Source organism: Bacillus sp. PK3_68 (assembly GCF_003600835.1).
Classification (GTDB): Bacteria; Bacillota; Bacilli; order Bacillales; family Domibacillaceae; genus Pseudobacillus.
Genome location: NZ_NQYC01000001.1, coordinates 2,340,564 through 2,366,324, shown reverse-complemented (window position 1 = coordinate 2,366,324; position 25,761 = coordinate 2,340,564). Strand labels below are relative to the sequence as shown.

23 protein-coding genes and 1 pseudogene are annotated in these 25,761 nt (G+C 43.6%); 19 read left to right on the top strand and 5 right to left on the bottom strand.

The features are described from left to right. Positions 1-204: 204 nt before the first annotated feature. The 3 genes from CJ483_RS12065 (at position 205) to spoIID (ending at position 3,557) form a co-directional block, all read left to right on the top strand. On the top strand, positions 205-924 hold the full coding sequence (locus tag CJ483_RS12065) for a YwmB family TATA-box binding protein (protein ID WP_120035265.1): 720 nt from the start codon (positions 205-207) through the stop codon (positions 922-924). 29 nt (positions 925-953) lie between these two features. After that, positions 954-2,270, top strand: a complete 1,317-nt coding sequence (gene murA, locus CJ483_RS12060; RefSeq protein WP_120035263.1) for a UDP-N-acetylglucosamine 1-carboxyvinyltransferase — start codon at positions 954-956, stop codon at positions 2,268-2,270. 276 nt (positions 2,271-2,546) lie between these two features. After that, the gene (gene spoIID, locus CJ483_RS12055) at positions 2,547-3,557 is read left to right on the top strand and encodes a stage II sporulation protein D (protein ID WP_120037990.1); all 1,011 of its coding nucleotides are present in this window, start codon (positions 2,547-2,549) and stop codon (positions 3,555-3,557) included. Positions 3,558-3,581: 24 nt separating this feature from the next. Here spoIID and CJ483_RS12050 read toward each other — a convergent pair whose 3' ends face one another. Next, positions 3,582-4,016, bottom strand: coding sequence for a VanZ family protein (locus tag CJ483_RS12050; RefSeq protein ID WP_259455632.1), 435 nt, complete (start codon positions 4,014-4,016; stop codon positions 3,582-3,584). Positions 4,017-4,191: 175 nt separating this feature from the next. Between CJ483_RS12050 and spoIIQ the strand changes: the two genes are divergently transcribed. The 9 genes from spoIIQ to CJ483_RS24520 all read left to right on the top strand — a co-directional run bounded on the left by spoIIQ (position 4,192) and on the right by CJ483_RS24520 (position 10,325). Then, complete coding sequence (gene spoIIQ, locus CJ483_RS12045) at positions 4,192-5,106, top strand: stage II sporulation protein SpoIIQ (protein WP_120035259.1); 915 nt, start codon at positions 4,192-4,194, stop codon at positions 5,104-5,106. Between the two features lie 322 nt (positions 5,107-5,428). Continuing rightward, the gene (spoIIID, locus tag CJ483_RS12040) at positions 5,429-5,710 is read left to right on the top strand and encodes a sporulation transcriptional regulator SpoIIID (protein WP_120035257.1); all 282 of its coding nucleotides are present in this window, start codon (positions 5,429-5,431) and stop codon (positions 5,708-5,710) included. A 207-nt stretch (positions 5,711-5,917) separates the two neighbouring features. Next, entirely contained in the window at positions 5,918-6,919 is a 1,002-nt protein-coding gene (mreB, locus tag CJ483_RS12035) for a rod shape-determining protein (protein ID WP_120035255.1), read from the top strand. Positions 6,920-7,160: 241 nt separating this feature from the next. After that, positions 7,161-7,997, top strand: a complete 837-nt coding sequence (locus CJ483_RS12030; RefSeq protein WP_120035253.1) for a flagellar hook-basal body protein — start codon at positions 7,161-7,163, stop codon at positions 7,995-7,997. Positions 7,998-8,018: 21 nt separating this feature from the next. Beyond that, entirely contained in the window at positions 8,019-8,837 is an 819-nt protein-coding gene (locus tag CJ483_RS12025; protein ID WP_120035250.1) for a flagellar hook-basal body protein, read from the top strand. Between the two features lie 15 nt (positions 8,838-8,852). After that, positions 8,853-9,062: a DNA-directed RNA polymerase subunit beta gene (locus CJ483_RS12020; RefSeq protein WP_120035248.1), complete on the top strand. Its 210-nt coding sequence runs from the start codon at positions 8,853-8,855 to the stop codon at positions 9,060-9,062. 14 nt (positions 9,063-9,076) lie between these two features. Then, positions 9,077-9,499, top strand: a complete 423-nt coding sequence (gene fabZ / locus CJ483_RS12015) for a 3-hydroxyacyl-ACP dehydratase FabZ (protein WP_120035246.1) — start codon at positions 9,077-9,079, stop codon at positions 9,497-9,499. Positions 9,500-9,754: 255 nt separating this feature from the next. After that, positions 9,755-10,162 carry a hypothetical protein gene (locus CJ483_RS12010; protein WP_120035243.1) on the top strand — a complete coding sequence of 136 codons (408 nt, stop codon included), beginning with the start codon at positions 9,755-9,757 and terminating at the stop codon, positions 10,160-10,162. After that, a complete protein-coding gene (locus CJ483_RS24520) occupies positions 10,152-10,325 on the top strand; it encodes a hypothetical protein (protein ID WP_182917036.1) in 174 nt (57 codons plus the stop codon). The genes CJ483_RS12010 and CJ483_RS24520 overlap by 11 nt, the downstream gene beginning before the upstream one ends. 123 nt (positions 10,326-10,448) lie before the next feature. Here the strand turns inward: CJ483_RS24520 and CJ483_RS12005 are convergent, their stop codons facing one another. Then, positions 10,449-10,883, bottom strand: coding sequence for a YwpF family protein (locus CJ483_RS12005; protein WP_120035241.1), 435 nt, complete (start codon positions 10,881-10,883; stop codon positions 10,449-10,451). 239 nt (positions 10,884-11,122) lie between these two features. Between CJ483_RS12005 and CJ483_RS12000 the strand changes: the two genes are divergently transcribed. Both CJ483_RS12000 and CJ483_RS24515 read left to right on the top strand, forming a co-directional pair. After that, positions 11,123-11,488 carry a single-stranded DNA-binding protein gene (locus tag CJ483_RS12000; RefSeq protein WP_120035239.1) on the top strand — a complete coding sequence of 122 codons (366 nt, stop codon included), beginning with the start codon at positions 11,123-11,125 and terminating at the stop codon, positions 11,486-11,488. Positions 11,489-11,514: 26 nt separating this feature from the next. Continuing rightward, the gene (locus CJ483_RS24515) at positions 11,515-11,664 is read left to right on the top strand and encodes a hypothetical protein (RefSeq protein WP_182917035.1); all 150 of its coding nucleotides are present in this window, start codon (positions 11,515-11,517) and stop codon (positions 11,662-11,664) included. A 133-nt stretch (positions 11,665-11,797) separates the two neighbouring features. Here CJ483_RS24515 and CJ483_RS11995 read toward each other — a convergent pair whose 3' ends face one another. After that, positions 11,798-14,587 (bottom strand): DEAD/DEAH box helicase, encoded by a 2,790-nt coding sequence (locus CJ483_RS11995; protein ID WP_120035237.1) that lies wholly within the window; start codon positions 14,585-14,587, stop codon positions 11,798-11,800. After that, positions 14,580-16,217 carry a hypothetical protein gene (locus CJ483_RS11990; protein WP_120035235.1) on the bottom strand — a complete coding sequence of 546 codons (1,638 nt, stop codon included), beginning with the start codon at positions 16,215-16,217 and terminating at the stop codon, positions 14,580-14,582. Before CJ483_RS11990 ends, CJ483_RS11995 begins: the two co-directional genes overlap by 8 nt. Before the next feature lie 942 nt (positions 16,218-17,159). On the opposite strand from CJ483_RS11990, the gene CJ483_RS11980 reads away from it, so the two are divergent. The 5 genes and pseudogenes from CJ483_RS11980 to CJ483_RS11965 all read left to right on the top strand — a co-directional run bounded on the left by CJ483_RS11980 (position 17,160) and on the right by CJ483_RS11965 (position 24,150). Next, positions 17,160-18,569: an N-acetylmuramoyl-L-alanine amidase gene (locus tag CJ483_RS11980; protein ID WP_259455631.1), complete on the top strand. Its 1,410-nt coding sequence runs from the start codon at positions 17,160-17,162 to the stop codon at positions 18,567-18,569. Between the two features lie 101 nt (positions 18,570-18,670). Then, positions 18,671-20,608, top strand: a complete 1,938-nt coding sequence (locus CJ483_RS11975) for a S8 family serine peptidase (RefSeq protein WP_142927229.1) — start codon at positions 18,671-18,673, stop codon at positions 20,606-20,608. 429 nt (positions 20,609-21,037) lie between these two features. Further along, positions 21,038-21,402 (top strand): annotated as a pseudogene (locus CJ483_RS25080) (C40 family peptidase); the annotation flags it as partial. Further along, on the top strand, positions 21,376-22,014 hold the full coding sequence (locus CJ483_RS11970; RefSeq protein WP_259455629.1) for an S-layer homology domain-containing protein: 639 nt from the start codon (positions 21,376-21,378) through the stop codon (positions 22,012-22,014). The pseudogene CJ483_RS25080 and the gene CJ483_RS11970, both read left to right, overlap by 27 nt. A 147-nt stretch (positions 22,015-22,161) precedes the next feature. After that, on the top strand, positions 22,162-24,150 hold the full coding sequence (locus CJ483_RS11965) for an S-layer homology domain-containing protein (protein WP_120035227.1): 1,989 nt from the start codon (positions 22,162-22,164) through the stop codon (positions 24,148-24,150). 97 nt (positions 24,151-24,247) lie between these two features. On the opposite strand, the gene CJ483_RS11960 is transcribed toward CJ483_RS11965, so the two are convergent. Beyond that, the gene (locus tag CJ483_RS11960; protein WP_120035225.1) at positions 24,248-25,759 is read right to left on the bottom strand and encodes a hypothetical protein; all 1,512 of its coding nucleotides are present in this window, start codon (positions 25,757-25,759) and stop codon (positions 24,248-24,250) included. Between the last annotated feature and the right edge of the window lie 2 nt (positions 25,760-25,761).

The window sequence follows — 25,761 nt, the reverse complement described above, 5'->3', positions numbered from 1 at the left end:
AAAATAGTTCTTCTTACATGCTTGTATTTTTTTCTATTTTGTATATTATTTCTTTAGGGAGATTTATATCTCTCAAGGCTTCTATATAAACACAAGTGAATATTTGAACAATTGGCATTGTCGACAAAGCATGTAATTTGTCGTGTTTTTCCCTGTTTATCTTTTCCCACCCAGGTCACACTGGTAGTAAGGGAGAGGATATCAATGAATCTATTAAAAAGTAGATATTATCTGTTAATAGTTTGTTTCATTGTATTTTTAATGGGGAATAACACAACTGCAAGTGGCGAAGGCAGTTCTTTGCTGCTCTTAACTGACAGTGTGAATGGTGTGAATGGATCGATCGAAGAATGGACCTTACATACTCGCGAACGCTTGACAGAAGAGCCGGATGTGGCGGCTCACAGACTTCAAGCCTTCTTAACCGAATGGAAAGTTACGTCTCTTGATACGGCAAATACTCATGGCTATCTTTTTGAACACACACAAGGAACCGTTCAACAGAGGATCCAAGTGATTTCTTCTGACACAGCCGGAGGTGTTGCCTACATGCTCTATTCTGTCACTGCAGCCGATGAAAAGGAGATTAGATCCTTCTTGGCAAAAGAGTTTCAATCTACATATTCACAGATTTTCCATAGAACGCCACAGGTTTTTACTTGTATCAAAGGGAAGTTTGATGGTACACTTGAAGAAGTTTTGTCAAATCAACTTGATAAATTACTATCGAACTGGAAAGCTGAAAAAAGAGAAGCTGTTTCTGAAACGGACTTCTACTCTTTATCTATTTATTCGGAGCGTTTCACGAGCAATCTTCCGCTCTCGGATCATGAAATGAATGTACAAGTTGGATTAAGAAAAAAACAGAGAGGCACTGAGACGAATTTTGTGATAGGCACGCCTCTCATTACGATTGAATATTAATATATAAATTGGACGCGGAGGGGAAAAGTTTGGAAAAAATTATCGTCCGCGGCGGTCATAAATTAAGCGGAACTGTGAAAGTAGAAGGCGCAAAAAATTCAGTTCTGCCGGTCATCGCCGCTACATTATTAGCCAGTAAAGGGAAGAGTGTGATTCGGGATGTACCGACTCTCTCTGATGTATATACAATAAATGAAGTACTTCGTCATCTAAACTGTCAGGTTCACTTTGAAAATAATACAGTAACCGTAGACGCATCTGAAGAGTTGTTCGTTGAGGCGCCATTTGAGTATGTACGCAAAATGCGGGCGTCTGTTCTTGTCATGGGTTCATTGCTTGCACGTACAGGAAAAGCAAGAGTGGCTTTGCCAGGCGGCTGTGCCATCGGCTCGCGCCCAATCGATCAGCATTTAAAGGGATTTGAAGCGATGGGTGCGGTTGTACGAGTAGAAAATGGTTTCATTGAGGCTGAAGTGACAACACGATTAAAAGGAGCAAAAATCTATCTTGACTTTCCAAGCGTAGGGGCCACGGAAAACATTATGATGGCCGCTGCTTTAGCTGACGGCACGACTGTACTTGAAAATGCAGCTAAAGAACCGGAAATTGTAGACCTTGCTAACCTGCTGAATGCGATGGGCGGAAAAGTAGTCGGTGCCGGTACGGAAACGATTCGAATTGAAGGTGTCAATGAGCTTCAGGGAGCTGACCATACAATCATTCCTGACCGTATTGAAGCTGGAACCTTTATGGTAGCTGCTGCTATTACAGGCGGCAATGTACTTGTTCAGGGGGCTGTGCCTGAACATATGTCTTCATTAATTGCCAAGCTGAAGGAAATGGGCGTGCAAATTACAGAAGAAGAAAACGGTGTGCGCGTGGTTGGTCCTGAAGCTTTGAAGGCCGTTGACATTAAAACAATGCCTCATCCAGGATTCCCGACAGATATGCAATCGCAGATGATGGCTCTACTGCTAAAAGCACAAGGCACGAGCATGATTACTGAAACGGTATTTGAAAATCGTTTTATGCACGTAGAAGAGTTTCGCCGCATGAACGTCAATATTAAAATTGAAGGCCGTTCGGTCATCATTAACGGCCCGGCAGACATTCAAGGTGCAGAGGTGGCAGCCACTGATCTGCGTGCAGCCGCTGCGTTAATTCTAGCAGGCCTTGTTGGAGAAGGTTATACACGCGTAACAGAGCTGAAGCACCTTGATCGTGGATATGTTAATTTCCACGGCAAGTTGGCCGCTCTCGGCGCAGATATTATTCGAGTAAAGGAAGAAGAGGAAGAAATGCCGACTTCATCTTCTGAAAAAATCATTACAGATATTAATGCTTAATTTTCAAAGAGGCTGTTCTGCTAGTTTGCAGAGCAGCTTCTTTTTATTTATTCATTTTGCAGCAAAAGGTGACTACTACTTACCTAATACATGAACCATTTGGCCAAGCGGATCTATGTGGATGTATGATGCGGATAGAAACAGCAAGCAAAAGCCTTGATCCAACATCAGAAAGTAAGGGAGAAAGAAAAAAGTCATATCGATACAGTGCCTGCCATATTCTTAAATGTGAGCATTCACTTTGTGCTCAATACTATAAATGGAGGCCTCTTTTTGATGAAAAAACGACACTCTATCTCCTTTCTCCTTGCTGGACTCATTGCAGTTGCTGTTATTGTTCCCTCGCTACTCGTTATTTTGTTTTCATCAGAAGAAGAGGAAGCAGCCGAAACAACCAAGAAAAAAACACCTGAAGCAGCTTTGCAGGAGCCGGCTGTAGAAGTAGCAGTATTTCGCTCAAATACTAAGCAGACGGAAACTTTTCCGCTTGAGGAATATGTAGCCGGGGTAGTGGCGGCAGAAATGCCAGCTTCATTTGAAAAGGAAGCACTAAAAGCCCAAGCTTTAACAGCGAGAACATTTGTGATCAAGCAGATCATGAGTGGCAGTCAAGTCAATGGCCAGGCAAATGTGACAGACACTGTTGCTCACCAAGTATTTAAAACAAAGGAAGAGTTAAAGAAAGTCTGGGGGAATGATTTTACATGGAAATCCGAAAAAATTGATGAGGCTGTACAAGAAACAGCAGGACAAATTATCACGCACAATGGCACCCCGATTACCGCTTCCTTCTTTTCAACGAGTAACGGCTACACAGAGAACTCAGAAGACTACTGGAATGAGCCGCTTCCTTATTTAAAGAGTGTAGCAAGTCCTTGGGATAAAGCTTCTCCTGAATATAGTTCTAAAAAGGTGATGCCGCTCGCCGAGTTTGAAAGGAAACTGGGGGTATCTGTAAAAGAAACAGCAGAGGCGGGTACAATTACTGCTCGTACTCCAGGAAAACGCATTGCCTCAGTAAAGATTGGCGGAAAAGAGTTTTCGGGAAGGGAAGTACGTGAAAAACTCGGACTAGCTTCGTCTGATTTCAGCTGGGTCATGAAGTCGGGGAATATGATTATTACGACGAAAGGCTATGGACATGGAGTGGGAATGAGCCAATACGGCGCAAATGGCATGGCAAAAGAAGGGAAAAACTACAAACAAATTATCGCTCACTATTATCAGCAGACGAAAATAGAGAGCGCCGAAAGCTTTGTGAAAGAAAAAGTGACAGCAAAAAAATAACTCCTTGTTATCTGACACAAGGAGTTAGGAGCTTGCCCAATGAGTGAACTTGTTCATTAGACGACTGATTAAACTGTCCGGCCGCTGAAAATACGTAAATTGAACGATAAAAAAGCAGACGAGTACTCCTGTCACGTCTTTTACTGCGTCAATGACCGTAGCGGAACGCGACGGAACAAACGCCTGATGAATTTCATCAATAAATCCATAGAAGCAGGCAATTAAAGCGGCCGCCAAGTGAACGGTGCTTGTGAAGCGCCCATGGGCTAAAAAAGCATTAACAATTAAACTATATAAAATCGCAAATTCAATTAAATGTAGGGATTCTTTAAAAAAGCGGTCTACCTCACTTTGAGGGAGTTCAATGATCACATTATCCGGCATACTAGACATCATCCATACGGCTGCCATATAGAGAAAAGGAGCAATAGTGGACAAGCTTTTTGCCAATCTTTTCAAATAGATACACCACCTTAACTGATTATAAGATTTATCCCATTCTATCATGATTTGTCACTCTCTCATTTTCGGTTTTGTGGCATATTTATAACGTTTTTTTCAAAAACGAAAATTTTTCCAAATGGAGGTATAGATTCATTGGAAAGTGTTCACACTGGTTGCTGAGGTGATGAACATGAGAGAGGGAGAAAAGAAAAACACTTCTCAAAAACTGAAAAAAATCTTTAAAAACCGCTGGGTGTTCCCTGCTATCTACTTAATGAGTGCCGCAATTTTAATTTCAGGCATTGTCTGGTACCAAATGGCAGGCCCGGGGAAAGAGCAAGTGAAAGGCCCGAAAGAAAGTGCTGTAGATGAGGAAATGTTTAATCAGCCGGCGGAAGAAGTCAATTCATCTGTGGAGCAAATGGCTTTGCCTTTAAAAGATGAAGACAAAGCAGTCATCAAAACCAACTTTTATGATGAGAAGGCCTCTGAAAAACAACAAGAAGAAGCTCTTGTAGTCTATAATAATACGTACCAGCCAAACACAGGAATTGATTATGCAACAAAAGAAGGCAAAACATTTAATGTTACAGCCGCTTTAAGCGGAAAAGTAACAAAGGTACAGGAAAACGATGCTTTGCTGGGCAACGTTATTGTGATTGAACATGCTGATGGTTTTGTCACGCAGTATCAATCAGTAAAAGATATTAAAGTAGCAGAAGGCGATCAAGTTTCCCAAGGGGATGTTATCGCAAAAGCTGGTAAAAGTCTCTTTAACGAAAAAGCAGGCACTCATTTGCACTTTGAAGTGCGCAAAGATAATGTAGCTATCAACCCACTTGAATGTTTTAATAAAACGGTAGCGGCGATTGAAGAATCAATTAAGCCGGTACAAGCAGAAAAATCCACTGACAGTGCAACAGAGGAATCTACCGACAGTACGACAGAGGAGTCCACTGACAGTGCAACAGAGGGATCTACCGACAGTACGACAGAGGAATCCACTGACAATGCGACAGAAGAGTCAGTTGAAGAAACAGAAGAAAGTCCTTCTAGTCAAGAACAGAATAGCAGCACGATTGAAAAGGATGACAGCAGCTCATAATGGGCTGCTGTTTTTATTTATTCTATGCAAATGGAACCTGGCCATTTTTAATTAAAATTCCCTACTCCTGTACATATTTTCCTGCCAACCCCAATATAGTAATAATAAAACCTGTATAAAGAAAAAGGGATGGTTTGAGGTGAGGAGTCGTTAGACGAACAAATACCTGATGATAACAAGAGCAGTCTAGTTGCCGAAGAGAAGAAAGTGAGAGCTTTCTTTCCGTGTGCAGGCACTGCTGCATGCGGGTTTATATTATTTCATTCAAGCGAAAGCGAGTCTCATTTCACACGTCTCACATCCAATGAAGGAGGCGAGCGGTGTGCACGATTACATCAAAGAGAGGACAATCAGAATTGGTAAGTATATCGTGGAGACAAGGAAAACCGTGCGGGTGATCGCAAAAGAGTTTGGAGTATCGAAAAGTACTGTGCATAAAGATCTGACGGAGCGGCTGCCGGAAGTGAACCCAGAACTTGCTCAGCAGGTGAAAGAAATTCTGGATTATCACAAATCTATTCGTCACCTGCGCGGGGGTGAAGCGACAAAGAAAAAGTATTCAGACGCGTTAAGAAAAGCAAGTGGTTCAGGAGCTGAAGTATGATCATTCGCATAAATAAAAAAGGAAATCTGCCTCGTGGGGCGGATTTTTTTGCGTGTGAAGAAATGAGAAAATTTACAAATAATCCGGCTTTTTCATGTCAAGTATGGTAGAATAAAAAATTGGGAACTCTTTCTGATTCATATGAAAATAGACATAAAAAGATGGAAATAAATAAAAACTATTTAATAAAAAAAGGGGGCTGCTCTAATGATTTCAAAGGACATTGGAATTGATTTGGGGACAGCAAATGTATTGATTCACGTGAAAGGCCAAGGAATTGTATTAAACGAGCCTTCAGTCGTGGCCATTGATAAAAATACGAATAAGGTCCTTGCTGTAGGCGAAGAGGCACACCGTATGGTCGGTAGAACGCCAGGGAACATTATAGCTATCCGTCCACTAAAGGATGGGGTGATCGCCGATTTTGACGTAACTGAATCGATGCTAAAGCATTTTATGAACAAGCTGAACTTAAAAGGTTTGCTTTCAAAGCCGCGCATCTTGATCTGCTGTCCGACGAACATTACAAGTGTGGAGCAAAAAGCGATCCGTGAAGCGGCCGAAAAAAGCGGCGGGAAAATTGTGTATTTAGAAGAAGAGCCGAAAGTAGCAGCGATTGGAGCAGGAATGGATATATTCGAACCGAGTGGCAACATGGTGGTTGATATCGGCGGCGGTACGACGGATGTCGCTGTTCTTTCCATGGGTTCGATCGTGACAGCTGCTTCTATTAAAATGGCCGGTGACAATTTTAACAATGAAATTTTAAATTACATTAAGAAAGAGTATAAATTGTTAATCGGGGAACGCACAGCTGAAGACATTAAAATTACAATCGGCAGCGTCTATCCAGGCGGACGCAGCGAAGAGATGGAAATTCGCGGCCGTGATATGGTTTCTGGTCTTCCGCGCCTGTTAGTGGTTAATTCGGAGGAAATTGAAGGAGCTCTTAGAGAGTCGATAGCTGTAATTGTGAAAGCGGCAAAAGATGTGCTTGAAAAGACGCCGCCTGAGTTATCCGCTGACATTATTGACCGCGGCGTGATTTTAACCGGGGGCGGTGCGTTGCTTCACGGCATTGATCAGCTATTGGCCGAAGAGTTGAAGGTGCCGGTATTTATTGCAGAAAACCCAATGGATAGCGTAGCAGTAGGAACGGGCATCATGCTTGATAACATAGATAAATTGTCAAAAGTAAAGTTAGCATAAACGAGATGAGCGGCTCATCTCGTTTTTTCAAATTTTTATTTAAATGAGCAAATGTTATTAACTTTTTCTAGTTTTTGGCCGATGAAAAAGAGTGATATAATAAAGCAAACATAGGACTAAAAATTAAGTAGATAGACTGAGATGGAAGTTATATAGAAGAAAGATCAGCACTTGCGAGTTGCTTCACAGTTTCTGGAATGTCAATGTCAAGAGAAGATCTTATTTTTGATGAGGTGGATATATGTTTCGCGGATTTTATACAGCAGCTTCGGGTATGATTGCCCAGCAGCGGCGAACTGAAATGCTTTCTAATAATATGTCAAATGCCAATACTCCCGGCTATAAAGCGGATCGTTCTTCCTTGCGCGCTTTTCCGGAAATGCTCTTGCAGCGGATCGATCAAGGATCTGTGCCTACTCAGAAACAGTTGAATCTCCCGCTTCACCAGCAAATAGGTTCCTTGAATACTGGAGTATATATGCAGGAAACGATGCCTGACTTTTCTCAGGGAGATTTACGGGAAACAGGCTTAAAGACGGATGTAGCTCTTTTAGATGTCAATGTACCTGTGAACGAAGATACTGGACAAAAGGGAATGACATTCTTTAAAATACAAGGTCAAGACGGCGTTCAGCGTTATACGCGAAATGGCAATTTTACATTGGATAACGCCGGTTTTCTAACAACAGCGGGTGGTCATTATGTTCTTGATCCAGCTGGAAACCGTATTCAGCTAAATTCAGACAATATAATGATTGATGAAAATGGCCAGATTACAGAAGAAGGGGCACCAGTTGGCCGGATCGGCCTGGCTTTTGCGGAAAATCCTAATCTTTTAATAAAAGAGGGAAACGGCCTGCTGCGTTTGGAGAATGGCACGCTTCCTGAAGTGGATGCCCGTAATGATGTGCAATTCCGCATGCAGCAGGGGTTTCTGGAAGGCTCCAATATAGACACTGCCCGGACGATGACGGATATGATGTCTGCCTACCGGACATTTGAAGCGAACCAAAAAGTATTAGCTGCTTATGATCGCAGCATGGAAAAGGCCGCTAATGAAATCGGCCGAGTGAATTAATCTTCCGGGAGAGGATACTGAATGAATCAAACATTAATTACATCTGCTAATACATTAGGTCAGTTGCAGCAAAAGCTCGATATACTAAGCCATAATATTGCCAATCTTGATACAAACGGATACAAGCGCCGAGAAGCCTCTTTTACAGATCTGATAAACCAGAATGTAAACAATATGCTGCGCACAGACGCAGAGGGTGGCCGTTTAACACCAAATGGTATTCGTGTCGGAACCGGCGCAAAGATTAGCCAGTCACAATTAGTGGGTGTGCAGGGGAGTATAGCGCAGACTGGCCGCAAACTAGACTTTGCTTTCACAAAAGAAAATCAGTTTTTTAAAGTACTCGTTCAGGAAAATGGACAAGGCAAAGTTCATTATACGCGTGATGGATCATTTGCAGTTACTCCCGTTAATAACAACGAAGTCATGCTTGTGACTAAAGAAGGCCATCCTGTTCTCGGAGAAGACAATCAACCAATTACTTTCAATCCGAATAATGGGGATATTACGCTTGAGGCGGGCGGCAGGTTGCGTGTTGGTGGACAAGCATTTAACATTGGAGTAGTAGAAGTCAGACGGCCGCAATTTCTAACGCAGGTAGGGTCGAATTTATTGACGATGCCTGATAATCCGGCTGTCCCAGAAAATGAAATTGTACAGGAAGTAACCGCAGCTAATCGGACAAATGTTGCCCTCCAGCAAAGTGCACTCGAGAAATCGAATGTTGATTTTGCAAAGGAAATGGCAGATTTGACAAACGTGCAGCGGGCCTATCAGTTTCAGTCCCGCTCAATCTCTCTGGCCGACCAAATGATGGGGCTGATTAACGGCGTACGCTAGAGGGGACGAAACAATGTGACTGAAGATTTGCAAAGAAAGAAAAAAAAGCGTACCAGGCTCACACCTCTTGGCCGGTTTGTCGTGAATTTGTTTTTGCTCGCACTCTTTGCAACAGTAGGAGCCATAGTGGGCTATAGTGTCGTCGGGAATGGAAACCCGCTTGAGGTTTTTCTGCCCGCAACATGGATACACTTAGTAGAGGTACTGGTAAATAGCTTATTATGACCTGGAGGAAAAAGATGCTAGATATTCAACAGATTAAAGAAATTATCCCGCACCGCTATCCATTTTTGCTTGTTGATAAAGTCCTTGAAGTAGAAGAAGGAAAGAGAGCGGTCGGTATAAAAAATGTAACAGCCAATGAAGAGTTCTTTAATGGCCACTTTCCGGACTATCCGGTGATGCCCGGCGTGTTAATTGTTGAAGCTCTCGCCCAAGTGGGAGCGGTGGCCATGTTAATGAAAGAAGAGAACCGTGGCAAGCTTGCTTTCTTTGGAGGCATTGACAGTTGCCGCTTCAAACGCCAAGTAGTACCTGGTGATCAGCTGCGCCTTGAAGTGGAAATGACGCGCTTGCGGGGGCCTGTTGGAAAAGGGAAAGCTGTTGCAACAGTAAATGGTGAACTTGCTTGTGAAGCTGAAATTACATTTGCCTTAAAATAAGTAAAAAAACAGAGAGACTCTTGCTCTCTGTTTTTATTTTTTGGCATTTATATAAGAGAATGATATGATAGTTTAAAGATTATAGGCAGGCAGCACTATAGCCGAGCCAGCCCTTTTTCCTGAAAGCCATTAAGATTTTCCTACATTTGTTTTTTTGAAAAAACTTTGTCAAATCCTGTATAGATGTGATAAAGTAATAGATGTTACCATTTTCACAGGGTTTCATCAAGACTCTCTAGGAGGTACTTGTTGTAAATGTTGAGCAGTTTATCGCAAGGTATAAAAATAAGTATCACTCGTTCAATTAAAATAGCATTTGAACAATATATGGCTAAAATTTCATGGGATGAAAAAGCATATCGCTTTGAAGATTTCATGGATGAGTGGAGAACTTACATTCATACAAGCTCCTCTTGGTATAGCAAGGTGGACAGCGAAATGAAATCAAGCCCCGAGTTCCATGAAGAGCTGGCTGCAAAGATTAATGAAGTCATTGAAAAAGTCTTTTCGGAAGAGCCTACAGCAGAGCAGCTCCAAGAACTTGCTGTTTTGCAAAAGAAAATGGGTACTGATTTTGACTTTTCTTGCCGATCAGAAGCAAAGTTTTATATTGAGCTTTTAACTGATCAGCTAAAAAAAAGAAGAGCAGCTGATGCCAGCTAATGAATTAGAGCTATCTCTTGCTGCCATTCTTTATTATCAGGTCTATGAGAAAGAATTACCGGTCCGCGCCTATCGAAAGCAGGACATTCAATATATAATCCAAAAACTCTATCATACAATCGATACTGGCCAGAATGACCTTGAGTCTGGCCTTATCCACTAAAGAGCGGCTGCAGAAAAGCCAGCTCTTTTTTTATAGCCTTCTGCTCGTCCACACTCAGAGGACCAATTATGAGCCGGGTCAATAGAAAAAGCCATCCGGTCTGATAATCAGGCCGGATGGCTTTTAGGTTTTTTTCACGGATGGAGCATTTTTTCTCTGCTTCAAGCAAGTATTAAATGAATCGATTAGATCTTCCCCGCTTAATCCTTTGTGTACAAGATCGGAAAGAACCTGCTTAGCGTATTCATTTCTCATTTGCCGAAGCCGTCCTTCAAGGAGGATGCTGAGACCGCCCTCTAAATGGTTTAATCCTCTCACTTGGGCGAAAAAGAGTGCTGGGTCATTATTCGGATGAGTAATCAGCACCTCAACCTTTAGCTCGTCTTCTTGTTTTTTACATTGATGGAATACTTCTTCGTACTTTGGATGAACAAATAGTTCAATCAGCCAGGAACGCTTGTCATCTTCTCTATTAATGATCAACCCATCTAGTAACTCGATTTCTTGGGCTTCGTTTTGCCCGGCAAGATAAAAGCCGGCAATTTTAAAGGTTTTCATGCAAATAACGCTCCCTTCCTTTTCAATGGCTTCCTAATAGAAAGTATAGCACGTTCCCATAAAGAACCATACAAACTTGAATGGGTGGGTTTTTTACGTTCTAAAGAAGCATTTGTCTCTTTTTGCAGATAAACGTCAATTATTTGTAAAATATGGATGCTTATATCTGAAATGTCGTTTTTACTCTTCGTGCCCGCTTGATTATGATAAAAGCATCTTAACAGAAAGGAGGGACAGGGTTGATTAACCAAGTGACACTCGTTGGCAGGCTGACGAAAGATCCCCAAGTAAAATATACGGCGGATGGCCGTCCATTCTTAAATATGACGGTGGCGGTAAGCCGCCCGTACCGCAATCAAGAGGGGATAGCAGAAACCGATTTTATCTATTGTACGGTTTGGAACCATTCAGCGGAGAATACGGCCAAGTACTGTCAAAAAGGATCGTTAATCGGTGTGCTTGGTACCATTCAGACACGGAATTATGAAAATAAGGATGGGAAAAAGGTGTATGTAACAGAAGTAAGCGTTCATACCGTCCGATTTATGGATAAGAAACGCTCCGGCACTTCTTCCGAGCTCCTGCCGATTTTGCCTATACCTTAGATGGAAAAGAGAAGAGGGAGAAAAGAATGATTTCAAATGAACGCCTGGAAAAAAGATTAGAAGAAGTAACCTACTGCCTCGGCAAAACCCTTGCCAGACTCCGCGTCGTTGAAGAAAAACTAAAACGTTTAGAACATCAGCACCTTCAGAAAAATCCACAGCCGGCTGCACAATGATCCATGATCCGTTGTAGATGATACCTCAATCATCCATTCAATTTAGCCGAACAGGCTCTACGCATAACGAATCCTCGAAATAGTCCTTCATAAAAGAGCCAGCTCTTCCTCAGAGCTGGCTCTTTCGCATGGGCTATCTCAATTCTAAAAGTTCCTTCAATTGATTATCAGTCATTTCTGTGATCCACTGGTCGCTGCTAATAATTTCATCATTCAGTGCTTGTTTTTTCTCTAGCATGGCATCAATCTTTTCTTCCAGCGTTCCCGTTGTGATCATCTTATGCACGTGAACGAACCGGCTTTGGCCGATCCGGTAAGCTCGGTCGGTTGCCTGGTTTTCAACGGCTGGATTCCACCAGCGGTCAAAATGGATGACGTGATTGGCGGCAGTTAAATTCAGTCCAGTGCCACCTGCTTTCAACGAAAGTAAAAAGACTGGGAAGCGGCCTTCTTGAAACTCGGCAACGAGGCGGTCACGCTGATCCTTGGACGTGCTTCCACTCAGGAAAGGAACAGTAATTGCAAATTGCTTTTCAAGCTCTTGCTTGATCATTTCCCCCATGCCAATGTATTGAGTGAAAACCAGACAGGCTTCCTGACGTTCAATAATATTTCCCGTCAGCTCGATCAGCTTATTCATCTTTTCTGAACGTTCTACAATATGTGCCGGCTCCTGTTCTTTCAAATAAAGTGCTGGATGATTGCACAGCTGTTTAATTTTATTGAGCATTTGCAAAATGAGCCCTCGGCGTTCAAAAGCCGCCAGTCTTCGGATTTCTTCCATTGTTTCATTAACGAGCTGTTCATATAGCACCGCTTGCTCAGTTGTAAGCGGGCAATATTCTTTTTGCTCCAGCTTTTCAGGAAGATTCAATTCAACATCCGGGTCATTTTTCGTCCGCCGCAATAAAAATGGGCGAATTTTTGCTTGGAGCTGTTCAATTCTAGTTTTTAACCCATCTTTTTCGATCGGTACAATATAATGTTTCTGAAAGTGAGCGAGACTGTTTAAATAACCATGATTTGTGAAGTCAAAGATGGACCACAGTTCAGCGAGTCGATTTTCCATTGGTGTCCCGGTTAATGCAATATGATGTCGGCCTTTTAGTTTGCGCACAGCACGGGATTGTTTTGTTTGGGCATTTTTTATATTTTGAGCTTCATCGAGCGCTACGGTATTCCATTCAATGGCTGACAAGGTTTCAAAATCGAGGTGAGACAGGCTGTATGTGGTTAAAACTACGTCTGTTTCACTGGCGAGCTGTTCAAAGCTTTCTCCCTGCTTCCGACTGTTTCCATAGTGAAGTATGACCCGTAGATTTGGTGCAAAACGCTCCAGCTCTTTTTGCCAGTTGCCAAGAACAGAGGTTGGACAAACAATCAGCGCCGGAGCTGTAGGCTGTTCTTGGCTTTTGACATGAAGCAAGTAAGAAATGAGCTGGATGGTCTTACCAAGACCCATATCGTCTGCGAGTACTGCGCCAAATCCGCATGAGCGCAAGAACAACAGCCAGCTCATGCCAAACTGTTGGTATGGCCGCAATTCAGCGTGTAAATCAGCAGGGACAGACATGAGCGGAATAGAAGACGTGTCTTTTAACTGGGCCATCATTTTACGGAATGACCGGTTCAGTTCAATTTGAATATGAGCAAATAGCCGTGGATCGCTCCAGTCATCAGTTGGCTCTTCTTCAGGAACGAACTCTTGCTCCAGCAAATCTTGCAGCCGCAAGCCTTCCTTTTTGGCTCTTTTCATTAGCCCTTGAATCTTGCGCACCATTTCCGGGTCTAACTGAATCCATTCTCCATTTACTTTTACCAGCCGGCGATTGTTCGCAGCCAGCTCCATAAATTCTTCCTCAGATAAATCAGCGCCGTTCATCGACAGGCGCCAGTTAAAGTCAAGAATAGCCTGCAAGCCCACAAATGATGGCCTGCTCGTTGCTGTGGTAGACACTTTTGCGGATAATGACAAAGATGTATTCCGGATGGACTCCCACCAAGAAGGCAAAAGAATCGGAATGCCAAGCTGGATCAATTTTTCACTTGCTTCCGTCAGAAAGAGAAAAGCCAGCTCTTCCGACAAGCTCGAACAAAGTGATCCTTCTTCCTCCAACCAAGGGAAGAGCCGCAGCCAGCGTGCTTGTTCTTCCTCGGCTTCTGAAAGATAAAGTTGCCAGCTCTTTGGGATCTTTCCAACCAGAGGATAAATTTTTTCATTGTTTTTCCGACTAATGAGCACACACTCAAGCGTCCAATGATCATGATCATTTTCGGGTTCTGTCAAACGCAGACCGGCAGAGAACGGAGTGGCGCTGTCCTCCATGTTCAGCCATTCCTGCCAGCGGTCTGCATCGAAATAGCGGTTTAGCTCCTCCGGTGTCAATTTTCCGCCAGCTAGCCGGCTGACTTTTGCCTGAGCGCCACCGGCTTCTTTAAATGCTTGTTCCGCACACGCTTGAAAAAGTACAGCGACCAGCTCGCGATTGCTTATTCCTACAACCGCTTCCTCCCAAAAGTCAGGGGCGAATTCTTCCCAAACGGAGTCCGGCACTTGAAAAGAGAGGCCCTCTTCTGTAAAGTGAGGCACGAAACTCCCATCGGTAATCGCTTCATAGATAGCCGGAGCGGCAGCAAGGCTGAAATCCCCCACTTCATCCCATTCCCAACGGATAAAGCGGTTGAATTGTTCATTTTTAAATAGGGTGACCCATTGCCAGGAAGAGAGAAGAATCCCTGCTTCCCCATGGTAAGAAGCCTCCTCAAGCAGAGAACCATAAAAGCTCTCTTCATGACTGAGAAACAGTTGCTTTACCCACTCAGAGGGAGGGAGAGGGCGGCCATTTTCCGCGGCTGCCCGGAGAAAAAAATGTTTATCCTCAAGCCATTCCATATGAATTATGATTTTTCTCGTTTTAAGCATCCGTTAACTGACCCTTTCTGCATTCTTCCTGGAAAGCCCGCAGCCGTTTTTTCTTTTCCAGTAAGAGATGAATGTAGACGTCCCAGCGATCGGAACGTTTTAACTTTTTATATAATGTCCGCAGCCGTTTTAAATAGCGAACCGCTTTTTTGTAGCTGGCGCGATTGCGCTCTTCAATTAAACGAAGAATACCATGATGATAAAGCGGCAATACCTCCTGTGGCGCCTGCTTAGCTGCTTCCTTTAGCCCGTTGCGGTCAAGATCCGGCAGCTCACTATCCATCCATAATTGTAACTCTACCCATTCTCTGTATCGTTCGGTCTGAATGAAATAGAAGCTGAGCTCTGAATAGCTGTAGGGAAGCATGCGTTCCAGCAGGCTTTTATACAGCACAGGTTCTTTTTCGATGAGCCAATCAGAATCGATATAGGTTAAAAACCAATGGACAAATCGCCGGCTCTGTATGCTGCCGCTTTGTTCAAGCTGCTGCAAATAGCCTTCCAGTTTTTGATCGATAATTTTGATCAGCATTCGTGCCTTTTCATAGTATTTGCCATTGGATGCTTCCATGAGCCAGAAAAGGTATAAATCGACTCCTGTATCAGGCAAACGTTTAGCAAAGGCCATAAAGGCATCCAGCTCGTCTGCCAAATAAAGGTGGTGCAAGTAGCCAATAGATACGGTCAGCTCTTGCTTTTCCTGAAGCAGCGATTGCAGTCGCTGGCGCTCTTCGTTTCGCCACGCTTCTCGTTTGAAAAGAGTAGTCCATAACTGACGGTACAGATCGATGCGCTGGGCAGTAAACACCGTGCTCTCGGAAGCCAGAAGGGAAGCCGTTTCCTTACGCAAGTAATGAATATATGGATCGAATTCAAACGGCAGAGCGTGCATCCCGATATCTTCAGCCGCATCGGCTGCTTCTTCTACAATATAAAATAAAAAAGAGGAACAGGAGCGCTGCAACAATTCTTTAGAAAGTGTCGTTCCGCTAAACAACTTTGTGGTAAAGGTCAGCAATCCAAAGCTTACATACAATTCATAGAGCGGCTGCCATTCTCTTTTCGCTGGCCGCTGCTTTAATAAATACTCATATAATTGCTTCCCTTCATATTCAACAATATAGGGGTTTTTATGAACAGAACGGGCCGCCAGACGCTCCTCTGCTGCGTGTTCTATACGCTTCATCCAAGCTTCTGGTCCATCATTGGCCGCCATCGTTGTTTTTAATAAATCGCTGGCCCGCATCACACCAGGAATCGCAGCCGGATCAGGCTTTACTGTTTGCCAGTCACGTAAAAAGTCATAAGCAGACTTTGCCGTCTCCTGGCGAGCTTCGAAGAAAATTGCCAGTTGGTGAGCGCACCAGCCGTCTTGGGAGCAGGTGCAGCTGCTTAAATGAGGGGACGAGAGATCGAGGTGTACTTGAAATGATTCGCCATCAGGCTGTGCGACCGAACCACTGATGAGGCCGGTGGACAGGTGATTGAGCGCCACCTGCTCGTTTGAATATTGACGGAACCCCGCTTCCATAATTTCTTGATCCTTAGATTGAGCAGAGCTCAATTCTATCTTTAATTCTGCGCCGAAAGCATCCAGTTGACCCTTCAATGTTTCTAACTCAACCGCCATATTTGAGACCTCCTTAACCCTAGGAAAACTAGGGTTCTTTCTACAAGAAACAGGAAAAAATCTTTATTATAAAGACGCTCTCATAGAAATTTCATATCTTTTCATTATAAAACAAAAAAGCAACAGAAAAAAGATGGTTTAAGAAAAGCGAAAGGTGCTTGTTTAGCGTGATAGGAGGTTGGAGGGCTCGACAAGGAGTCGTTCTTTAGACTCCGACGGAGAGAGCGAAACCGCCGTACACGCTAGCACCTGTAGCTGGCCAAAAGAAAAGCGGAGAGCACCCGCCTATCGGCGACAAGCATAAGACGAGCCGGGTAGAAGGTTGTCCTGTAACCTTCTAACGGGATGGGCTTATGACCTCGAGCCGATGGTGCTCATAGCTGGCCAAAGAAAAGCGGAAGGCGCTTGTTCAGCGGCGTAGAGACTGGACGGCTCCATATGCGATAAAGGAAACACGAAGAGCGACAGCGATTCGATGTTGACTGATCGGAAGGAGGAGCAGGAAGTCCGCTGTCCAGCATGGGGGCATGTGGAAGAACCGCTCGTCAAACTCCGACAGAGAGCGAAACCCCCGTGCGAACTAGCAGGGATTGTTACAAATTTTTTAAGAAAATCAACTGATAAACGATATACAGCCAACGAATATATGACTCTATACCCTGGAGAATAGTTCTTTAATCTTGAGAGAAATTGGAATGTCTATGCAGGAGAATAGAGGTTTTCTTGCAAGAAAATAGATGAATGGGTAACAGGTAGAATATTTAGTATTTTTTCAACATAATTACAGTTATTACGACATTATGGCAAATTAAGGGTGAAAATACTTTTATTTAATTTGATAGTAATATTGTTCAATGAATTTTAAAAAGTAGATTTTGAGATTGGCGTTTGTTTTAAAATGAATATGTTAAAATGGAAAAAAATAAGAAAGGAGGTAGAGGTGTGAAAAAAAGTGCTTTTTTAGTCTTTTTGTCATTTCTATTGGTCATTCCTCTATTCGGAGTTAATAATACAGCTCAGGCTGCAACGAATTTTACAGATGTAGGTGCTTCCCACCGGGCGGCAAAAGAAATTTACTATTTGGCGCAAGGTGGAATTGCTCAAGGGGCTTCGGCTACTCAGTTCAGTCCGAATAAACGGATGACTCGAGCAGAGGCGGCTACGCTGATCGGACGTGCGCTTCAGCTGAATGGTACGAAACGGCCAACTTCTTTTAAAGATGTCGGTTCTGGAATGTTTGCTTCAGGCTATATCCAATCTGCTGCTGACAAAGGCATCCTTGCCGGGTACAGCGACAAATCGTTCCATCCTTACCAAGAAGTATCCCGCGGTGAAATGGCGGTAATGATTAGCAAAGCGTTTGGATATGAGTATGGCAACAAGCTGTCTGGTGCAGCAAATGCCCTGAAATCTCGCGGCATTGCTCAAGGGAAAGCAGATGGCTCTTTTGGTGCGGATGAACTGATTATTCGTGCGGACTTCTCCGTCTTTTTGGCGCGCGCTATTAATCCGCAATTCCGTTTAGTCGACAACACAGTGACGTTTAAAGATGCCCGCTGGATTAACGTAGACAGCTTAAATGTCCGTACAGGACCAAGCGATGCTTATCCGAAAGTGGGAGCAGTTAAACAGGATGAACAAGTGAAGAGCGCTTATAAAGTGGGTTCATGGAATTACATTAAATATGGCTCTCTTGAAGGATTTGTGCATGGTTCTTATTTGCGTAACACGGCTGAAGCAACGAATGCCGGCAATGTGGATCCGCGTATTGCCAAGCAAGTCATTGTTCTTGATCCAGGCCATGGGGGACATGATTCCGGTGCTACTGGATTTGGAATTTATGAAAAAAATGTCGTGCTTGACACAGGATTAAAGCTCAACAATTTATTTAAGAAAACACCTTTCCAAGTGAAAATGACACGTTCGACAGACAAATTTGTCGAATTAAGAGATCGTGTGAGCTTTGCAAAATCTGCCGGTGCGAATACTTTCATTAGCATTCATGCGAATGCCGGCGGCGGTACAGGATCAGAAACTTATTATTATTCCGCTTACAAGAATCCAAATGTTACAGACAGCAAGCTGCTAGCATCCAAGATTCAAGCCCGTATGGTTGCGGCATGGAATTTAGCAAACCGCGGCGTGAAAAATGGTAATTTCCACGTTATTCGTGAAAATACCATGCCTGCCGTTTTGGTGGAGCTTGGCTTCATTGACACGAAAAAGGACAACGATATGCTTCGTTCTGATTACTGGAGAAACGCAGCTGCCAAAGCGATCTATTACGGGACTTTGGACTACTATAAAGCCAAAGGTTACCAAGTTGATCCATTGTACGATGTGGCAAAATAGGAAATTTATAAAATAGAATTCTATCAAAATAAAAGTTACAATTAGGGGAGACAGCTTGCTGTCTCCTTTATTTTATTTCTGCAAAAAGAGAGGTGGTCGCTTTGAGTAAGACGATAAAATACTCTCTTCTATTGTTTGCTGCGCTTCTCTTTCTTCATGTTTTTCCTACAGATGCAAATGCAAACGTGCTTGAGAAAAAGAGAGCTATTATTTTGTTTAATGAGAAAGTCGATCGACAGCTGCTGGAAAAATACACGGTGGACGTAAATTATGTATTTAACGAATTGCCAGCGGCGACTGTCGAATTAACAGATGCTCAGAAGAAGTTGCTAGAGTTTTATCCGGGCATTCATTCGATCGAATACGACAAGCCAGTACAAAAAAGTGCGCAGCGCGTAGAATGGGGCTATAAGGCCATAGAGGCGGATAAGCGCGTTCCTAGTACATTAACTGGCAAAGGGGTAAAAGTCGGAATTCTCGACTCAGGCGTTGATACGAAACACCCCGATCTTCAAGTAGCCGGCGGAGCCTGTCTGATGACGGTGCTGAGGATCGATGGCTGTAAAAATTCTTATAACGACGATAACGGGCACGGTACTCATGTCGCTGGCGTTATTGCAGCAAAGGATAATTCCATTGGAGTCGTAGGTATTGCTCCTAATGCTCAAATCTATTCAGTGAAAGTGCTCGATAAATTAGGTGAGGGCACCACGTCGACGATGATGGCCGGAGTGGAGTGGGCCATTAAAAATAAAATGGACATTATCAATATTAGTATCACGTCACCTTATGAGGACGAATATCTTCACCGCATGATCAAGCGCGCCTATGATAGCGGCATTCTTGTTGTCGCTGCTGCAGGAAATGAAGGAAAGCCTTTAACCGGTGAACTTTCATCCGTTCAATACCCGGCTAAGTTCCCAGAAGTTATTGCTGTTTCTTCAGTGGACGAGAATAAAAGTCACGGCGCACTGGCTTCCATCGGCAAAGAAGTAGAGCTGGCGGCACCAGGCGAAAAGATTTATAGTACATATCCAACTACTATAAGAACCAATGAGCCAACCGGATACAAGACACTTTCAGGCACTTCGATGGCCTCGCCTTATGTCGTCGGCCTTGCTGCCTTGTATAAAGAAAAATATCCGGACATGTCGAACAAACATATTCGCCTGTTGCTACAGAAAAATGCATTAGATCTCGGTGCACCTGGCAAAGATGACTTCTATGGTTACGGCCTTGCACGGACGGACAAAAATGCAGTTGATTCAGCTGTCGCGTTACCTTACAGTACAGATGGCAAGGGGAAAATTACCATCGACACAAGCGCAGCCGCTGCTAAATTCACTACTTATAATGTGTATCGCTTTGATACGCTAATAAGTAAGGAAGTAACGGCTTCAGAGCTGACGGATTACGCCACAAAAGGCTCTGTACAGTATTACTTCCACCCAGTTGTGAATGGCAAGGAAAGTTCTGATTTTCTTTCCCTGCGGGTCGAAAACCCAGCCCCCGTGTTACAAGATGTTGCGCTGGATAAATGGTATAACCGCTTTATTACGTATTTGTACCACGAAGGTGTGATGAAAGGATATTCGAACGGAGAAATACGGCCTGAGCGTTCCATTTTACGAAGCGAGGCAGCCATTTTGCTTGGCGGTGCCTTGGGGCTGGACGGCACCAAAAAGGATACTCGCTTTAAAGATGTGACGGCTGCTGTCAGCTCATCTGGCTACATTGAGTCACTAGCTGAAGCAAAGATTATCTCCGGTTTTCCGGACGGCACGTTTCGACCAAATGAGCCGGTTACCCGGGCAGAAATGGCCATTTTAATTGCAAAGGCCTATCATATTGCCGGCGAGCAAACAGGTCCTTTCAAAGACATTAATTCAAAGGTGACGGGTTATGAGTATATTAACGGCCTTGCCGCCAAGAAGATTATTAGCGGCTTCGAAGACGGTACATTCCGGCCATCTACAGCCATTAATCGGGCTGGCTTTGCCGCCTTCCTGGCCAAGACGACAAATGAACAACTTAGATAAAGAAGGCCCTTCAGAAAAGCTGCTTGTCATCGACAAGCAGCTTTTCCAGTTGGGAGGGAATACAATTCATTTATTAGACATCCGCTCTTAAAAAGAAGTCACTAATTAAACGACTGAATAATCAGTTTTATTACATGAATATTTCAATGTTACGCAAATATGTATATTTTGCTGAAAAATAGCCGTTTTCCTGCAAACTTGTTGAATTCCTAAATATGGAGAGTTTGGAAGCGTTGTAAAACCAGTGTTTTTGCGAGTTACATAGGAACATATGAATGTAATGCAAACGTAAAAGAATAGCAGACTTATATTTGTTACAATAGCCTCAGTGAGAAAAAACAGGAAAAAAAGACAAAACTTTTTAAACTATGCAGGGGGTTTACAGTGGGTAAATTTAAAAAAATCGTAGCAAGTGGATTAGCTTCGTTTATGTTAATGACAACCGCACCAGTCGCCATACCAGCACTTTCACATACAGAAGCACAAGCAGCAACGTCAATTGGAGCATCATTAGTAGAGTACGGAAAGAAATTCATGGGTGTCCCTTATGTATTTGGTGGAACAACGCCAAGAGGATTTGATTGTTCCGGCTTCACTCAATATGTATATAAGCACTCAGCTGGCATTTCTATTCCAAGAACAACAGATCAACAATATAAAATCGGTACAGCTGTTTCAAAGAGCGAGTTAGTACCTGGAGATCTAGTTTTCTTCAAAATACTTACAGAGCGGGGATTTCCCACGTTGGTATTTATGCAGGAAACAATATGGTATTAAATGCAACCTCTAGTAAAGGAATTGCTTTAGTTTCTTTAAATGATAACTATTGGGGTCCAAAATATGCGGGCTCAAAACGTGTTGTTGAGTATTTTGACGGTTTCAAGGATGTACCAAAAACAGCTCTTACGTACGATGCCATTACAACGTTGACAGATCAAAATATCATCCAAGGATTTGATGATTATACATTCAGACCAGATGAGCCGGTTACACGCGGACAAGCCGCAGCCATTATCAACCGTGTATTGAAGGGCAAGCCGGAAATTATGAGCCATTTCAAAGATGTACCGAAATCTAACCGCTTTGCAGTAGACATTGCCGCTATTCGTGAAGCTGGCATCATCAATGGTTACCCTGATAAAACATTCCGTCCAGAAGCTTACATGAGCCGGACAGAGATGGCCGTTATTGTCCAAAAAGCTTTTGAATTAAAGCTTGGCAATGCAGCTGCTGCCTCTAATCCATACGCTGAAATTAAAAGCGGTTACTGGGCATATGAACCAATTGTGACAATGAGCGTGATCGATAAAACAGGTATCTTTAAAACTGAAAAATACTATGGCGATCACCGTGCAACTCGTGAGGCATTCTCAGCTGCTATCTATAATGCGATGAATGCAAAATAATAGAAGAATCATAGCCTTGGAAATTATTCCGGGGCTATTTTTTAATCAGCATTCTATAAAAATTATCCATTTATTCTATTAAATTCTTGAATGAGACCGATAGAATAAGAGAGTGCAAAAGACTAGTTTCTAGAAAGGAGTATTACTTTGAAAAAGAAAAAAGCGATTGCTTTAGCTATATCATTAAGTTTATTATTCCCGGCTATCGCGCCTTTAAACCCGCAAGCGGCCATGAAGGATGAAATACAAGCAATGATTGACCAGGGAATTATGCAAGGTTATCAGGACGGGGATTTTAGACCGCATCAAAGCGTAACAAGGGCAGAGTTTGCGACATTTTTAACGAGAGCACTTGACTTGCCTTCAGGTCCATCGGTCTTTAAAGACGTATCGCCTTCATTAAAGCTTTCCGCTGGCATTAATGCGGCCGCCGCTGCGAAAATTGTCAACGGCGGATCAGATGGACGGTTCCATCCAGACGATTTAATTACAAGAAAAGACATGGCTTTAATGATCAGCAATGCGTTGGACTATTTAAAAATGGATGTGAAATACACGGCGGCCCCTTTTACCGATATTAAGGATTTAAGCTCCGCCCATAAAGTAGCAATTGGCAAAAACTATGTGTTGAATATTATTCGCGGTTATTCCGCGACCACGTTTAATCCTATGGAAAACGCGAGACGTGATCATGCGGCCGCCTTTATTTACCGCCTGTTAGAAGCAAAGAAAACATCGGGCAGCACGGAGCCGGATCCTTCACCGGAACCAACGCCACCGCCTGTTCCAACGCCTGACCCTCCGAAAGAAGAGCCAACACCATCACCAACGGGAGCTTATCAGGTGGCGACCATTGATGCGAGCGGCAAGCTGACCTATGCTTCCGGTTCGTACAGCACCTTCGCTGCGGCTAAACAAGTGATGGAGCAACGGGGACAAGAGTTGGTCTTGAAGAATAAAAAAATCATCTATATGCCGACAAATGGCGGCATGGTGTTTGCTGGCAACAGCGGTGCAACCGTTAACCTGTACAGTGAACCAGGTTTCGTTACAGCTCGGTCTTATGCTGTCAAAGGAGCCGAACTAAAATATATTACTTCAACCGACAGCTATGTAAAAGCGTCGCTCGGAGGCAGAGACTATTACATGAAGCACAGCGATAGCACGCTTGTTCCTTTTGAAGGAGCACCGGGCCGCAGTTATTATCGGGTGAGCAATGGAGAATTGCAGCATTTCATGTATCAGCCTGCATCGAAAAGCTATGTATCTTATGTGGCTGGAAAAGCACCGAGCTTCCTGAATGCTAATCAGAAATACTATAGCTGGGATAACGCCACTTTCTATAATGATCAAGGACGGGTAGCCGGTACGGCTTATCAATATTTCCAATTTTTATCCGCCCGCACAACAACAAATTATACAGCTGCACAGCTTGATAGCTATATCAAAAAAGCTCTAGCAGAAAGACAAGCGACAGGGCTTGCCAAATATAAGGACGCAACGAAAAAGAGCAAATTAATCGGCCTTGGCGCTACGCTTAAGAAGGTAGAAGCCGAAAAACGTATCAATGCCTTGTTAGTCTTGGCGATGGCCATTCATGAAAGTGATTACGGCATGAGCCGACATGCACAAGTAAATAATAACTTGTTCGGCATTGCCGTCTATGACAGCAAGCCAGAAGAAGGAAAGTCGTTCCCATCTCCGGTAGCCAGTGTTAACCATTTAGCCGATGGCTATCTGAATGACCGCTATGTTGTGCCGAACCCTGTGGGAGCTTGGAAACAAAGTGTTTCCAACGGTGCGGCCGCCGGGAATAAAGGTGTCGGTATTAATGTGAAATATGCATCTGATATTGCATGGGGCGGAAAAGTTGCCGGCCACATGTATCGTATCGACCAAGCCTTAGGGAAAAAAGACTTCGGAAAATACCAAATTGGCTTAACGAATGTCGAAGGATTAAACGTTCGTTCTACTCCGAACGGTGCGATCCAATTCAAGTATAGAGAAGCTGGTATGCCGGTCGTTATGATCGGTGCTCCTGCTTCTGGATGGCAAAAGATCATTTCTGACGAATTGCGATATAAAGAGGCTTATGTGTTCTCTCAATACGTGACGCCGCTGCCAATTGCCAAATAAATGACATCCCCCCTCCATCACTTTGGAGGGGGATTTGTATGCCTAAAGCCTTGTGCATAAAAACAGGGGGCACTCATCAAAGAAAGCCATCCGGAAATTACCGGATGGCTTTTCGTTTGCTTTTTATTAATTTTTGCAGAACAGGGCTCTTGTTACCGCCGAGCGCCTGCCACCTTTTCTCGTGGCGTTCAAGATCGTCTAACGTCAGTTGCTCATAATCATTGCCATCAAAGGTAAGATCACGATTGACCTGGTACCATAGATCTCCGTTAGGCCGAATCCATTTCGTGCCGAGTGATTCAATGCCCAGGCGGATTTCACGGGCAGCGAGCAAGTATTTTTTATTGCCCGTCGCTTTATACGCGTCGATAAACATATTTGCTTCACCGAGTGCGTGATTAAGCGATGTATGGATAAATTGCTTGCCCTGGTGTGGCGAATAGTAATCAGCAGGCAAATAGCCTTCTGTAGTAGGAACAATATTCTTAATCGCAATTAAGTTCAACAAGTAATCTGCATAAGTTGGCAAAGCCTTCATTAGTTCTTTTTCATCAAATTCTTTGCCGATCCGGTATAAGTACAAAGAGATTAATTCATTATGACGTGTATCTACATAAGAAGAAGTAATATCATACTTTTGTTTCAGCCAAGTGCTCGTGTATTCTGTTTTCCAGACCGAGCTTTTTTGCTCTTGGCGGTACTCGAGCAAATTAGCCGTTGATTGGACCATCAAATCATAAAAATAGCGATCCCCGAATTTAAAATAGCGATCAATCGCTTCTTTTTCAATTAGCGTACCGAGGTGGCGGCCATAGCCTTTCTTTGTAAAAGGCTCAATCGACCACGGGAGTTTTTTCATGGCTCCGTTGACTGTGAACCAGTTATTCACTTCTTTATAATGAACATGCTGGAAGTCAATCCAGCTGCTTAAGTGATCCCCGGCTTTAAATAAAGGTTCTTTCGCCAGTAAGAACCATTGCTCTGCCATTTGCTTCGGCGGTGCTTCCAGTGAAAAAGAGAAACCAGATGCATCATGCTGAAGGGCTTCTTTTTCGGCTGTCAGTTCCCGCACGACGCTTTGTTCCCCATTATCATACAACTGTGTTTTGGTCCTTGAATGATATTGTTTACTGACGACTGCCTCATATAAAAAGTCGCCATCCACTGAGTAACGAAGCAGGCCGGAAGGAGGGGTTGTCACATCGTTGCCGATCACTGGATCATGCTTTCGCGCTTTTATCTCCCGGTGCCAATTGATAAAGTAGTAATCGTCAGCCCGAGGGTCTTTCACCTTGGACTCCAGGGAAAGCGGTGCGTTCGACATATTCCTCAGCTGCATCATCACGAAGCGATCCCCGTTGTTAAGCGTGCGCACCTTCACCCTTAACTGGCCGCGATCCCCCCAATTATAAGTGTAAAGCACATCTTTATAAAAGGAAGAGAGGCTGGATTCTTTCTTATTTTGCAGTGGTAAATGTTGAGCGAGAATGAGATTCAACTCGCCGAGCGGCACAGTCACCGTCGCTGCAGCCTGGCTGCTGTTGTCTTCTTCCGAGCAGCCTGCTAGCAGGAGAATGACTGCAAAGGCCGCCAACATCCAACCTTTCATTT

What these genes read in the sequence shown, in the direction of transcription:
- spoIIQ (WP_120035259.1), top strand. Translation starts at nt 4,192, where the DNA reads ATGAGAGAGGGAGAAAAGAAAAACACTTCTCAAAAACTGAAAAAAATC.
- CJ483_RS12025 (WP_120035250.1), top strand. Translation starts at nt 8,019, where the DNA reads ATGAATCAAACATTAATTACATCTGCTAATACATTAGGTCAGTTGCAG.
- CJ483_RS12005 (WP_120035241.1), bottom strand. Translation starts at nt 10,883, where the DNA reads ATGAAAACCTTTAAAATTGCCGGCTTTTATCTTGCCGGGCAAAACGAA.
- CJ483_RS12010 (WP_120035243.1), top strand. Translation starts at nt 9,755, where the DNA reads ATGTTGAGCAGTTTATCGCAAGGTATAAAAATAAGTATCACTCGTTCA.
- CJ483_RS11995 (WP_120035237.1), bottom strand. Translation starts at nt 14,587, where the DNA reads ATGCTTAAAACGAGAAAAATCATAATTCATATGGAATGGCTTGAGGAT.
- mreB (WP_120035255.1), top strand. Translation starts at nt 5,918, where the DNA reads ATGATTTCAAAGGACATTGGAATTGATTTGGGGACAGCAAATGTATTG.
- fabZ (WP_120035246.1), top strand. Translation starts at nt 9,077, where the DNA reads ATGCTAGATATTCAACAGATTAAAGAAATTATCCCGCACCGCTATCCA.
- CJ483_RS11990 (WP_120035235.1), bottom strand. Translation starts at nt 16,217, where the DNA reads ATGGCGGTTGAGTTAGAAACATTGAAGGGTCAACTGGATGCTTTCGGC.
- CJ483_RS24520 (WP_182917036.1), top strand. Translation starts at nt 10,152, where the DNA reads ATGCCAGCTAATGAATTAGAGCTATCTCTTGCTGCCATTCTTTATTAT.
- CJ483_RS12030 (WP_120035253.1), top strand. Translation starts at nt 7,161, where the DNA reads ATGTTTCGCGGATTTTATACAGCAGCTTCGGGTATGATTGCCCAGCAG.
- CJ483_RS12065 (WP_120035265.1), top strand. Translation starts at nt 205, where the DNA reads ATGAATCTATTAAAAAGTAGATATTATCTGTTAATAGTTTGTTTCATT.
- spoIID (WP_120037990.1), top strand. Translation starts at nt 2,547, where the DNA reads ATGAAAAAACGACACTCTATCTCCTTTCTCCTTGCTGGACTCATTGCA.
- CJ483_RS11970 (WP_259455629.1), top strand. Translation starts at nt 21,376, where the DNA reads ATGGTATTAAATGCAACCTCTAGTAAAGGAATTGCTTTAGTTTCTTTA.
- CJ483_RS24515 (WP_182917035.1), top strand. Translation starts at nt 11,515, where the DNA reads ATGATTTCAAATGAACGCCTGGAAAAAAGATTAGAAGAAGTAACCTAC.
- CJ483_RS11960 (WP_120035225.1), bottom strand. Translation starts at nt 25,759, where the DNA reads ATGAAAGGTTGGATGTTGGCGGCCTTTGCAGTCATTCTCCTGCTAGCA.